The organism is Pontibacter ummariensis (genome assembly GCF_900188175.1).
Lineage (GTDB): Bacteria > Bacteroidota > Bacteroidia > Cytophagales > Hymenobacteraceae > Pontibacter > Pontibacter ummariensis.
In genome coordinates, this window is sequence record NZ_FZOQ01000021.1 from 24,773 (window position 1) to 37,210 (window position 12,438).

Genomic DNA, 12,438 nt, shown 5'->3' on the forward strand with positions numbered 1-12,438 from the left:
GAACAAGGCACTCCTGACATTATCGATCCTATATTTTCATTCGCTGTATTCTAACAGCGTTCAATATTGCCAATAGCGCAACCCCCACGTCAGCAATAACGGCTTCCCACAAATTCGCTACGCCACCGGCTCCAAGAGTCAGTACAATAACTTTCACTGTCATTGCCAGAATGATGTTCTGCCACACAATACGGCGGGTGTGCTTTCCGGCTCTGATGGCGGAGACAATTCGTGAGGGCTGGTCGTTTTGAATGACAACATCGGCGGTTTCGATGGTAGCGTCACTGCCCAACCCGCCCATGGCAATCCCTGCATCTGCCAGTGCTATTACCGGCGCATCGTTTACACCATCGCCCACAAAGGCAATACGGCGTCCTTCGTTCTTAAGCCTTTGCACCTGTTCTACCTTTCCTTCAGGCAGCAAGTCGCCATACGCTTCGTCTATGCCAATCTGCTTTGCAACGTTGTCTACTACGCTTTGCTTATCGCCGGAGAGCATGACAGTTTTGATGGAAAGCGCATGCATATCTTTCACTGCCTGAAGCGCATCTTCCTTTATTTCATCGGCAATGGTGATATAGCCGACATATTGATTGTCGAATGCCACCACGACGATGGTGTCTACTGTCTGCTCAATTTCTTTCGGGTAGGTAATACCAAACTTGCGCATAAGCTTCAGGTTGCCCGCCAGGATTTCCTTTCCTTCAATTCTTCCTTTTAAACCGTGACCCGTAATTTCTTCTACATCTGTTGCCACCGTATCCCTGTCTATGTTATTGGCATAGTCAATAACAGCTTTCCCCACAGGGTGCGTTGAGTTTCTTTCCAGTGCAGCCGTTAACCGCACCAATTCGTCTTTCCCGATTTTATTCGGCACCACCTGCTGCACCCGGAATACACCTTTGGTCAGGGTGCCTGTTTTATCCATGACTATGGTATTGACTTTGGTCATGACGTCTAAAAAGTTTCCGCCTTTGAATAGGATACCGTTACGGGAAGCAAGCCCGATGCCTCCGAAATAACCCAGCGGAATAGACACCACCAACGCACAGGGGCAACTGATGACCAGGAAGACCAATCCCCGGTAAAGCCAATCGTTGAAATTGTAATCATCTACAAAGAAATAAGGCAGTGCTACCAACAGGAAGGCAAGGGCAAACACAATCGGCGTATAAACTTTTGCAAAGCGGGAAATAAACAATTGGGTTTGCGATTTGCGGGCAGTCGCATCCTGCACCATTTCCAGGATGCGGCTTAACTTACTGTCCTTAAACAGAGCGGTTACCTTTGCCTCGCTTACTGTATTGAGGTTTATCATGCCTGCCAGCACCGGCTCGCCCTTATATTTTGTATCCGGTTTGCTTTCGCCGGTAAGGGCTGCCGTGTTGAAAGAGGCATTTCCCGACACAAGTTCACCATCCAGTGCCACCTTTTCACCCGGTTTCATTTGTATCACTTCACCCATTTCCACTTCTGATGGATGAACAACTGTTGCCCTACCGTTCCTGATTACCGTTACTTCTTCGGGCCGGATATCCAGCAAGGCCTTGATGCTTGCTTTTGCCCTTTTTACAGCTATACTTTGAAACCATTCTCCAATACCATAAAAAACCATAACGGCCACGCCTTCATCATATTCGCCAATGTAGAATGCTCCTAAGGTTGCCACGCTCATTAAAACAAACTCATTGAAAAAATCGCCACGACTCGCCTTGCGAAACGCCAGGTCCAGCACTTTGTACCCTGCCAGCAAATAGGCTATCGCATTAATGATAAGTGATCCCAGTTTAGGGAACTCGATACCAAACCCATACTCGAGGGTTAGCATTACTGCCAGGATGCAAAAGGCGGCAATCAGGTTCCAGTTCTCTTTGAATCCAAAATCCACTTTAATGGCTTTTCTTCCTGTATCCACCTTTACATCTCCTGGCAGGTCGTACCCGTCCTGCTTGATTTCCTCCTTTTTGGCAGCAACATCCGTAATATTAGAAAGTTCTTCTCTTCCCGATGATTGTTTACTTGTTCTCTTATTCAGTTCCATACAATGCAGTTTAGTGTGTAAAAAATGAAATAACTCCTGTAACGATTAGGGTTATCCCGGTAATAATGCCGGCATTGTGCTCCCACTTATGCCAGTTAAGTTTCAGTGATCCTTTGTAAGCTAGCCGAACCCATAGTAACATCCCTGTCAGTGTGATAGCTGCATACAATATGGCTATACTTGCCATCACCCACCACCCTTGGGTTCCGGCAAGAAGAAAATAAGCTTCTATCTCCATACACGGTGATAAAAGCATGGCTATGACCAATGCCAGAACAATCTTGCGCTTTGGCTTCCCGAAAAGCTGCTGCTGCTTTCCTCCATAGTGATGCTGTTGATAGTGTTGACGTACAAAATAAAAGCCTAGTAAAACAAGGACAGCCGGTGCTACTACTTTCGTGAACTGCTCCATATTTTCATTCAACTCCGCCCCAATTAAGCTTAAAAGGACCCCGATAAGGATTGTACTCAAAATATGAGCTACTCCAGAAATCAACGTTATATTCAATGTCTCTGACAGGCTCCATCTTTCCTTTCTGCTAATTGCAAGCACCGGCAGCCAATGATTAGGTACTACTGCGTGTAGTAAGCTGATTATAAGGCTACCGGTTATTATCTCAATCATTGTTTCTTAGTTTTCGTTCTCACTACCATGCTTTTCCTTTTTATCCAAAACTAAATTAAAGTTTCTGCAATGGAATTGCGCTTACCCAGCACACTGACTGCAGAATCATTGTACCAAAAGGTTTTCCTCCACCTTCCGGGAACGCTCCAGCATGGGCACAACAGGCACTTTTGAGGTGGGCAAACAATACGTTTCTTTGCCCTTTTTACAATAGGAATGTACATCTCCAGGAGCGCATATACATCCTGCATCGCACAACGCGTACTTCACGGTGCCGGGCCATCTTCTATGCTATGCACCAAACGATTTTCTTCAAAGGTTTTTAAGGTTCTATAAATGGTTATCCTGTCAGCCTTTGCGAAGGCTGTTTCTAAGTCTTGCAAACTTACTGCTGCTATTTGCTTTTGCAGTGTTTCAAGCACTATCAGGCGCATAGCTGTTGGCATGTCACTTCTTTGGTGCAGAATTTTATCGACATCCCGTGGCATTGAATGTAAGGCTAATGTCATTCCTCATCCTCTTCCTCTGCATTGCGCATTTTCGATAGCAGCGAGTAAGCACCTTTTATTACAAAATTTTCAGCAGCCGTATCCACACCGGCTGGGAGCGCCACCTGCACAAAGCCCCCCTGCTCCACACCGCGCTCAACGGGTACCATCCTGAATCGCTTCATGACTGCCCCACCTTCTTTTTCTTCTCCTGTGAAGAGAAAGACAAACGAAGTGTTGTTTTCCTGCACCACCGCCGCCTCCGGCAAGGACAGTACCTGCTTGTCATCCAGCGCCACCTGGGCCTGCACATACATACCCGGAGCCAGGTCCTTGTCTTCCTCTTCCATGTGGGCATGCACCCGCACGGTGCGCTCCGGGCTGATCTCTTTGCCGATCAGGAAAATGGTGGCTTCGCGCTGGGCCGCGCTTTCTCCAGGCAAGGAGTAGCGCACCGCTTGCCCTTTCTTGAGCGAAGTCAGGTCTTTTTCAAACACGGTCAGCTCCACGTGCAGGTGCTCGGTATCGGCGATGCGGAACAGCACGTCCGTGGGGGCAACGTATTGGCCTACGTCTGCCTTGACATAAGTGATATAGCCTTCTAAAGGCGCATGGAGCGGCAGTATGCGTCTGATTTTACCGTTTCGAAGGGAGCCGTTCGTGATCCCGATGATGGCCAACCGCTCCTCTAAGGCTTGTACCCGCGCCTGCACGCTTCTGTACTCGGCCACCGTTTGCTGGTAGGTCTTGGCAGAGGATACCTGCTCGGCGTGCAGTTCCTGCTGGCGCTTGTACTCCAGTTCCAGGTAATCCAGGCGGTTCTTTTCTTTCAGGTAATCTTCCTGCAGCGTCACAAACTCCGGGTTCTCGATGGTGGCCAGCAGGTCGCCTTTCTTCACATAGGTGCCTTCCAGCACCTGGGTTTTCCGGATGAACCCGCCAAGCGGAGCCGTTACGGAAGCCATGTTCTGCGGCGGCAGGTCCAGTTTGCCCGTGAGCGCGAGGGTGTTGCTCAGGTTGCGCAGCTGCGGCTTGCCCAGCGCAATGCCTGCCACCTGGTACTGCTCCTCGGTCAACTCCGCCACGTTAGGGTTTTCCTCTTCACCGTGGCCAGCTTCCTGCTCTTGTTCTGCTTCCTGGGCAGGGGCAGTTTCCACATTGCACGAGGAGAAAAACAGTAAGCCAGAGATAAAAAATACATGTATGTTCAAAATCCTTTTCATGTTGGACAAATTCAGCTTTAAAATTTCTATTATTGGTTTTCTAGCAGGAAGTTCAGTTCGATGACGGCCTTGTCGTACAGGTAGAGGGCATCCAGGTAATTGGTCCTGATAGCCAATGCCCTGTTCAGGCTAAGAATGTAGTCCTGGTAGTTAATCTCCCCTGCGCGATAGGCTTTAGTAGCCTGGTTGATGATCAGCTCTGCCTGTGGCAGTGCTGTCTGCCCGTAATAATCCAGGCTGCCCTGCAGCTTCAGCGCCTGTTGAAGCGCGGCCTCTACATCAGCCCGCAACTCGTTGCGCGTGTCCTGTAGGTTCATCCTGGCTGCGTCTGCCTGTATCCTAGCCGCCTCTATACGGCTCCTCTGCGGCTTTGGCCAAAGCGGAATGGCCACGCCGATGGACACTTCCTGGGCCGGCTCGAACTCCTCTACCCCTCTTTCCCCATAGTTCCCGGCAATGTTTCGGTTCGTATAGCCCAACTGAAGGTCGGGCAGGAGCCTGGCCCGCTCCAATTTGGTTTCCGCCTGCCGCACCTCGACCTGTTGGCGGGCCAGGCGGAGCCGCGGATTCTGCTCCAGCATTTCCTCGGTGATGCTTGGCAGAGGCAGCCGGTTCAGGGCCGTGTCTGCCGTGGCAACCAGCGTGTCGGTTGCCAGCAATGCCTGCAGGCGCTCCTGGAACACGGCCCTGTCGGCCTCCGCCTGAAAGACGCTGTTGCGCACCTCCGACAACTGCGTCTCAGCCGTCACCTGCTCCAGCAGGTTGGTCTCGCCGGTCCGGAGCCTGACCTGGGCGGCCCGGAGGAAAGCCGTGTACAGGCTATCCTGGTAGGTGAGCAGGTGGAGCCGTGAGAGCGCGTAGACCTGCCCGTAGTAGTTGAGCCTCACGTCGCGGACGACTTCCCGCTGGCGCTGGGTGAGGCCGATCCTGCTTGCCTGGGTGAGCTCCTCGGCCAGCTTTGCCTGCTTGGCATAAACCGTCGGGAAGGCAAATGTCTGCGACACCGAAGCCTCGCTGTCATACTCCCCAGACTTCAGCTTACCGGTGGAGTACTGCAGCTGCGTCTTATTGATGTCCCAGGCTGCCCCTTTGAGCGACTGGCTCCTTTTGACGCCAAGCCTGGCGGCCTCTACGGAGGGGTTCCGTTTAATTGCCTTGGCAACAGCCTCCTCCAGCGTGTACACTTCAACTGGCTGCTGGGATACTGGCCGCTGCTGTGCCTGTGCCTGCGGCGCCTTGCCCATAAGCAGGGCAACCGTGGCTATAACCGTCACTATAGTAGTCACTGGGAATCCGCTTCGGCTCGCTTTGCGTTGATTTCTGCGGGAGAAATAACCTTCGATAAGAATGTAGAGCACGGGCAGCACCACCAGCGTCAGCAGCGTGGAGGTGATTAGTCCGCCTATCACTACAGTGGCCAGTGGTTTCTGCACCTCAGCCCCGGCTGTGTTGGAGAGCGCCATCGGCAAAAAGCCAAGGGAGGCCACCGCGGCCGTCATCAGCACGGGGCGAAGTCGCACGGAGGTGCCGTTAAGCACCACATCCCGCAGGCTCAGGCTATTGTGCTCCTTGCGCTGCCGGTTGAATTCAGCGATGAGCACAATGCCGTTGAGCACCGCTACCCCAAATAAGGCAATGAAGCCCACACCGGCCGATATGCTAAAGGGCATATCCCGCAGCCACAGGGCCAGCACGCCCCCGATGGCCGAAAGCGGAATGGCCGTGAAGATGAGCAGCGAGTGGCGCACGGAACCGAACGTGAAGAAAAGCAGCAGGAAAATCAAGGCCAAGGCAGCCGGAACGGCCACCGAGAGCCGCTTATTGGCTTCCTGCAGGTTCTCAAACTGCCCCCCATAGGTAACAAAGTAGCCTGTAGGAAGCTGCACCTGCTGATCTATTTTCTGCTGCACCTCCTCTACCACACTGGCAACATCTCGTCCCCGCACATTGAAGCCCACGATGATGCGCCGCTTGGCGTCCTCGCGCTGTATCTGGTTAGGTCCTTGCCGAAACGCAATGTCTGCAACTTGCTCCAGGGGCACCTGCATGCCACTCGGTGCCGTGACGAAGAGCTGCCGCACATTGGCTATGTCCTGCCGCTCCTGCTGCGTGAGCCGCACGACCAGGTCAAAGCGGCGGTCCCCTTCATACACCATCCCGGCGCCTTGGCCGGCGAAGGCTGCGTTGATGGCCTGGTTCACCGTCTCCACGTCCAAACCGAACTTAGCTACCTGGTCCCGGTTGATATCTACCACGATCTGCGGCAGGCCGGAGACTTGCTCCAGGTACAGGTCCTCAGCCCCCTGCACGGTGGACACGATGCCGCCTACTTCTTTGGACAGCCTGGTCAGTTCCTGCAGATCCTCTCCGAAGATCTTGATGCCCACGTCCTGGCGCACCCCGGAGATCAGCTCGTTGGAGCGCAGCTGAATGGGCTGCGAGACGCCGAACGTGACGCCGGGTATGGCCTCCAGCGCCTCTGTCATTTTGTTGGCCAGCTCCTCCCGTGTCGCAGCACTGGTCCATTCCTCCTTATCTTTTAAGGTAATGGTCACGTCTGCCGCCTCCATCGGCATGGGGTCTGTCGGTATCTCTGCCGCACCAATTTTACTGATCACATCTTTTACCTCTGGAAACTGCTCTTTCAGTATACGGGAAGCCAAGGTTACTTTTTCAATCGTCTCTGACAAAGAACTCCCGGTCAGCAGCCTGGTCTCCAGGGCGAAATCGCCCTCCTCCAGGGTCGGGATAAACTCGCTGCCCATGCGGGAAAAAAGCACCAGGCTCAGGGCAAACAAGGCGAACGCAGAAACAAGCACCAGCGCTTTAAACCTCAGGGCACCCCTGATTACGGGGCGATACAGCCGCTGGAAGAAGTCCATCATGCGGTCGGAGATGGTGCGCTTATGCGTAATGTTCTTGCTCAGCAGCAGCGCCGACATCATGGGCACGTAGGTGAGCGAAAGGATAAAGGCCCCGAGTATAGCAAAGGAGACCGTCAGGGCCATGGGCCTAAACATCTTGCCCTCTATTCCCACCAGCGCAAGGATCGGCAGGTACACGATCAAAATGATGATCTCGCCAAAGGCAGCGGCCGAGCGGATCTTCCGCGCCGACTCGTACACCTCCTCATCCATCTGCGCCTGCGTCAGCCTGCCTTTGTCGCGCAGGCCCAAATGATGCATAGTGGCCTCTACAATGATGACGGCCCCGTCTACAATCAACCCGAAATCAATGGCTCCGAGACTCATCAGGTTACCCGTAACACCGAACAGGTTCATCATGATGATGGCAAAGAGCATGGCCAGCGGTATGACAGAGGCCACGACCAACCCTGCGCGGAAGTTTCCCAGGAAGAGCACCAGCACGAAAATCACGATCAACGCTCCTTCAATCAGGTTTTTCTCTACGGTACCGATGGCGCGCCCAATCAGCTCGCTTCGGTCCAGGAATGCCTGGATCTCCACGCCCTCTGGTAACGATTTTCTTATCTGTTCGAGCCGCTCTTTGACCCGGTCCACCACCTGGTTGGTGTTTTCGCCCTTGAGTAGCATCACAATACCGCCCACCGCTTCCCCTGTGGCGTCCGTCAGGGCGCCGTAGCGGTTAGCGCTGCCGAAGCGTACCTGGGCAATATCAGAGATAAGCACAGGAGTTCCATTGGAAGTGTTAGTGACCACGACCTTCTTGATCTCATCCAAGCTGCGGATAAGCCCCTCGCTGCGGATAAAGTAGGCGTTGGGTTTTTTGTCGATGTAGGCCCCGCCCGTGTTCTGGTTGTTGCGCTCCATCGCAGCCAATATGTCACTGATACTCAGGTTATAGCTGCGGAGCCTGGCAGGGTCAATGGCCACTTCATACTGCTTCACAAAGCCCCCAAAGCTGTTAACCTCCGCCACGCCAGGCGTTCCGAGCAGCTGCCGCCTGATGATCCAGTCCTGGATGGTACGCAGCTCCATTGCGTCATACTGCTCCTCATAGCCAGGCTTGGGATGCACTACGTATTGGTATATTTCGCCCAAGCCTGTGGAGATGGGGGCCATTTCCGGGCTGCCTATGGCATCCGGTATGATGTTTTTGGCCTCCACGAGTCGCTCGCTCACCTGCTGGCGTGCCCAGTAAATGTCCACGTTGTCTTCAAACACAATGGTCACTACCGAGAGCCCGAAGCGGGAGATGGAGCGCACCTCCTCAATATCGGCGATGGTGGACATGGTCTGTTCCACCGGGAAGCTGATGAGACGCTCCACTTCCTGTGCGGCAAGCGAGGGGCTGGTGGTAATGACCTGCACCTGGTTGTTGGTGATGTCGGGTACGGCATCGATGGGCAGCTGCGTGACGGAATAGCCGCCCCATACAACAAGCGCAAGGGTGAAGATACCGATGATCAGCTTGTTGTAGATGGAGAAATGTATAATGCGGTCAAGCATAAATTAATTGTTTAGATCAAAATTCTGTTAGGTTATTTTAGATGGGCGGAGAAGAAATGGTACGCCTTGGCTATGACGGCTAAAACACCCAAGAGGGTAGCAGCAATCAAGAGGGCCATTTTCAGCCGCTTCTGCCACTTAGGTTGCCGGTCCCGCCAATCGTATTGCCTTTTTCTCTGCCTTGGTTTCTTTCTTTGGTTGGCTTTTCTCTTTCTTATTTTTTTCAATGCCGATAAGCAAAATGTTTTAAAATGCTCCTGTCGGGTTATTACTTTCTGAATTTGAAGGCATGAATGGGAACAGAAGGGCACGTACAGACCGGTGCCGGTAATGTACGGGTGTGTCCACAAGGAAGAGGGGTACTGGTTAAGCTACCTTTGGCGGTTGCCAGATGGAATAGGAAAGGGAGGAAATAGCAGCTATCTGATAAACGGCCGCTGGAATTATTGCCCTAATGACGAAAAGGTTTGTTTTCTGAGGAGATTTCTGCAACACAAAACCTGTACAGCAATTACAAATACACAGGGGGGAGCATAAATCCGCAGCCGGGGAATGGTCTTCCGAATCAGTGTTTGAGTTAATGGTGGTTTGTGCAAGCGCGTCTTCCCCTGGTGCTGCATCAGCACCAGGAACACATGATATCACCATCATGAAAACGCTTAGAAGAATAGCAAACCATTTCATCCGCTGCAAAACTAATAAAAAATTAAATAGCAAACCATTTCATGCGTGGCAAAACGAATAAAATGGTTTGCATTTGAATTGCAAATTTTTAATGGTAAATGGATTAAATCATATTTTGATATGAACGGAAAGGCCTAATTAAGCATTTTCATAACGCTAACTTTTAATAAAGCTGTTTTTGCAATTGCTAAAATATCATAAATAAAGCAACAGTAGTACTGTTGTTACACCCACTAAGAAGTGTATACTTATTTATAGTATTTTTATAGCATTCCATATTTTGTGTGAGTGGTGTGCTCTCCTTACTCTTTGGTTGCTCCTAAGTCTGGTTATGTATTGTGTATGCGTAACAAGGCTTAATTATACATATTGTGTATTTATTAAATCGCATTATACGTAAATGATATAAACTATTGAATAATTAGTTAGAATTATATACTTAGGAATTAATTTATCGTAAATTCAAATCAATGTATCTAGTATTTAATTAAAACTATGAACTTCGATATAAAAGACCTTCCTTACGGTCAGTTTGAGCGCTTGGGGATGAACAAGAAAGATGTACTTTCTATGAAGTCTGAGGATTTGGTCAATCTACTGACTGGCCGGCGAACGAGCCTGAATACCTATACCATAAAAGATACTAACCTGGAGCCTCTTACCGTGGATGCAAAACTGAGCCTGAAGATGAATCCAGACAACACCCTTTCACTGTTGATTCATCCTATACGGAGGGAGATACAGAACGAGATTGGCGCCAGTAAGCAGGAGTTGGAGAAACTGCAAAACGGGGAGCTGCTGGTAAAGCCGTTTAAATCGCTTAATGGGGAGAAAGAGCTGTATGTTTTCCAGCTGGATAAGGAGACCAACGAGATTCTAAGGGTGAGGGTACGGGATATCCAAGTGCCTAGTGCTATCAGGGATATCGTGTTGAGTACTGATCAGAAAGAGCACCTGCGGCAAGGAGGCACCTTGGAGCTTTATTCCAAAGCAAAGGATCAGCTGATTACGGCCCGCCTGGATCTGAATGATCCTAAAGGACTGAAGATAGTGGAGGGGCAGGTCTCCCTAAAAGAAAGCCACACTTTGGCAGTGAAGGAAACCCCTGTTGTGTCTATTAAACGTTAGCTTGCCTATGACCTTTCAGGAATACAGAGAGCAGGTGTCGATTATTCAGGTCGCCGAGTCGCTAGGCTATGTGTTTGACCCTTTGAAGGGCAGAAAGAGCCCTGAGTTCAAGCACCCTGACGGAGACAGAATCATCATTAACAACCCAGGCGACAGCTCCCGGCAGATGTACTTCAACCGGGATGGAAGCAACGACAAAGGGTCGGTGATAGATTTTGTGGCCAACCGGCTGCATCGCTTCCAGGGAAGCTTTCGCAATGAGATCGACGGTATCAATAGGGTGCTATCTAGGTATGCCTATGCCTCTCAACCCAAAGCTCCAATTTACAATGTTACGGAAGCAAAGCCCTTTGACAAACGCAAGTTTGTCGAATCGGAGACCTCTGTTTTTAAGCTGCATTACCTGATCAAGGAACGAGGTCTCTCTAGCGAGACGGTGCAGCTGTTCCTGCCTTACATTAGGCTGGTGCGGGACGCAGAGAAGGATAATGCCTATACAAATATCGCTTTCCCACTGCAAAAGCCAACTAGTAGCGAAACGATAGGCTACGACCTGCGCAATTATGGCTTTAAGGGTGTGGCAGCGGGCAGCGACCGCAAGCACGGTGTCTGGGTAGCCGACTTTGCGCAGAATCCGGTTCTTACACGCCATGTCTACTTTGCTGAGAACCCTATTGATGCCATGAGCTTCTATCAGCTGGAGAAGGATAAGCGAGACTTCAGCAACTCAGTGTTCGTCTCGTTTGGCGGGGGAATGTCGAGAATGCAGGTGGAGCTTTCCCTGCAGGCGTGGCCGAATGCTCAAAAGCATACCATTTTCGATAACGATTACCAGGGAAAGATCTATGATATCTATCTGGCCACGGCGATAGCAGGTAAGCCCTACGCCTTTACAAAGAATGCCGATAGTATCACCTTCAGCTTGGATGAAAAGAAATTTGATATTCCTGTAGACAAGCTGAGCCTTTTTGCCTTTGAGAAGAACTCCGGTATTCGTTCCGGACTTCAGGTGCATAAGCCCCTTGGCCATAAAGACTATAACGACATTATACATCCCAAAAATGACCAGGAGAACCGTATCCCTATGAAAGTGAAGTTATGAGCTGGGATCTAGTATAGCAGTCAAAGACTGTAGGAGATGAAATGCAGTTTCTGTGTTTCACATGGCTGTTACGGTTAATTAAGTCTCTGTAGAAAATATTTTTCACCTAACTATAAACCATTTAATTTTTAGGCTATGAAAAAGCTATCTCTCTTCTCCCTTCTGTTATGTACAGTTCTATTTTTTGCTGGTTGTGATGACGAAAGCGAGGGCCATGTCCTGCCTGATACTGCTACTTATCGGGTTGATTACAGTCAGTCTGGGGATTATGAGAAGTTCATTAAGATTATCACCATTGGAGGTGGCGATTTCAAAGTGAGGGGTACTGGTGAAGCCATGCCGCCCGTGTTATTTGATGGGAACCTTTCGGAGACGTCGTATTCTTTTGAAGCAGATAATGTAAGGGAGCTTACCATTCATGCTGCCAATGAATTTAGTGCCGTAGAGGAAGGTCCTGCTTCCATGCAGATGCGCTTTGTTATCTATAAGAACGGCAAGCAGATTGATGAGAAGACCTTCAATTACAATGAGGCTTCAGGGGAGAAGAACGAATACTTGAATTATAAGGCTAAATAGTAGACACTTTTCATCCTGTTCATGCTGCGCCATCTGGTAAAAGAGATTGCCAAAACAGTATAGACTTAATTATTTCTTCTACACAAAGCGTGTTGTAAGTATGTCATGAAGGCTTTGCTCTTAACTGGCACATATAAAGAG

General features: G+C 50.4%; 9 protein-coding genes. 3 read left to right on the forward strand and 6 right to left on the reverse strand.

Going from position 1 to position 12,438, the window contains the following annotated elements; translation table 11 throughout:
- Nucleotides 1-28: 28 nt before the first annotated feature.
- The 6 genes from CHB92_RS19090 to CHB92_RS26485 all read right to left on the reverse strand — a co-directional run bounded on the left by CHB92_RS19090 (nt 29) and on the right by CHB92_RS26485 (nt 9,491).
- Nucleotides 29-2,041 carry a heavy metal translocating P-type ATPase gene (locus tag CHB92_RS19090; RefSeq protein WP_089320840.1) on the reverse strand — a complete coding sequence of 671 codons (2,013 nt, stop codon included), beginning with the start codon at nt 2,039-2,041 and terminating at the stop codon, nt 29-31.
- A gap of 10 nt (nt 2,042-2,051) precedes the next feature.
- Entirely contained in the window at nt 2,052-2,666 is a 615-nt protein-coding gene (locus tag CHB92_RS19095; protein ID WP_089320841.1) for a hypothetical protein, read from the reverse strand.
- A 266-nt stretch (nt 2,667-2,932) separates the two neighbouring features.
- Entirely contained in the window at nt 2,933-3,175 is a 243-nt protein-coding gene (locus tag CHB92_RS26195; protein WP_245842720.1) for a hypothetical protein, read from the reverse strand.
- Nucleotides 3,172-4,377: an efflux RND transporter periplasmic adaptor subunit gene (locus CHB92_RS19105; RefSeq protein ID WP_089320842.1), complete on the reverse strand. Its 1,206-nt coding sequence runs from the start codon at nt 4,375-4,377 to the stop codon at nt 3,172-3,174. Before CHB92_RS19105 ends, CHB92_RS26195 begins: the two co-directional genes overlap by 4 nt.
- 29 nt (nt 4,378-4,406) lie before the next feature.
- The gene (locus tag CHB92_RS19110; RefSeq protein WP_089320843.1) at nt 4,407-8,807 is read right to left on the reverse strand and encodes a CusA/CzcA family heavy metal efflux RND transporter; all 4,401 of its coding nucleotides are present in this window, start codon (nt 8,805-8,807) and stop codon (nt 4,407-4,409) included.
- Nucleotides 8,808-9,173: 366 nt separating this feature from the next.
- Entirely contained in the window at nt 9,174-9,491 is a 318-nt protein-coding gene (locus CHB92_RS26485) for a DUF6660 family protein (RefSeq protein ID WP_373422661.1), read from the reverse strand.
- A gap of 495 nt (nt 9,492-9,986) precedes the next feature.
- Between CHB92_RS26485 and CHB92_RS19120 the strand changes: the two genes are divergently transcribed.
- From CHB92_RS19120 to CHB92_RS19130, 3 genes are all read left to right on the forward strand, one after another.
- The gene (locus tag CHB92_RS19120) at nt 9,987-10,619 is read left to right on the forward strand and encodes a DUF4099 domain-containing protein (protein WP_089320845.1); all 633 of its coding nucleotides are present in this window, start codon (nt 9,987-9,989) and stop codon (nt 10,617-10,619) included.
- A 7-nt stretch (nt 10,620-10,626) separates the two neighbouring features.
- The gene (locus CHB92_RS19125; protein ID WP_089320846.1) at nt 10,627-11,721 is read left to right on the forward strand and encodes a DUF3991 domain-containing protein; all 1,095 of its coding nucleotides are present in this window, start codon (nt 10,627-10,629) and stop codon (nt 11,719-11,721) included.
- Between the two features lie 135 nt (nt 11,722-11,856).
- Complete coding sequence (locus tag CHB92_RS19130; protein ID WP_089320847.1) at nt 11,857-12,297, forward strand: beta-barrel fold lipoprotein; 441 nt, start codon at nt 11,857-11,859, stop codon at nt 12,295-12,297.
- Nucleotides 12,298-12,438: the final 141 nt, after the last annotated feature.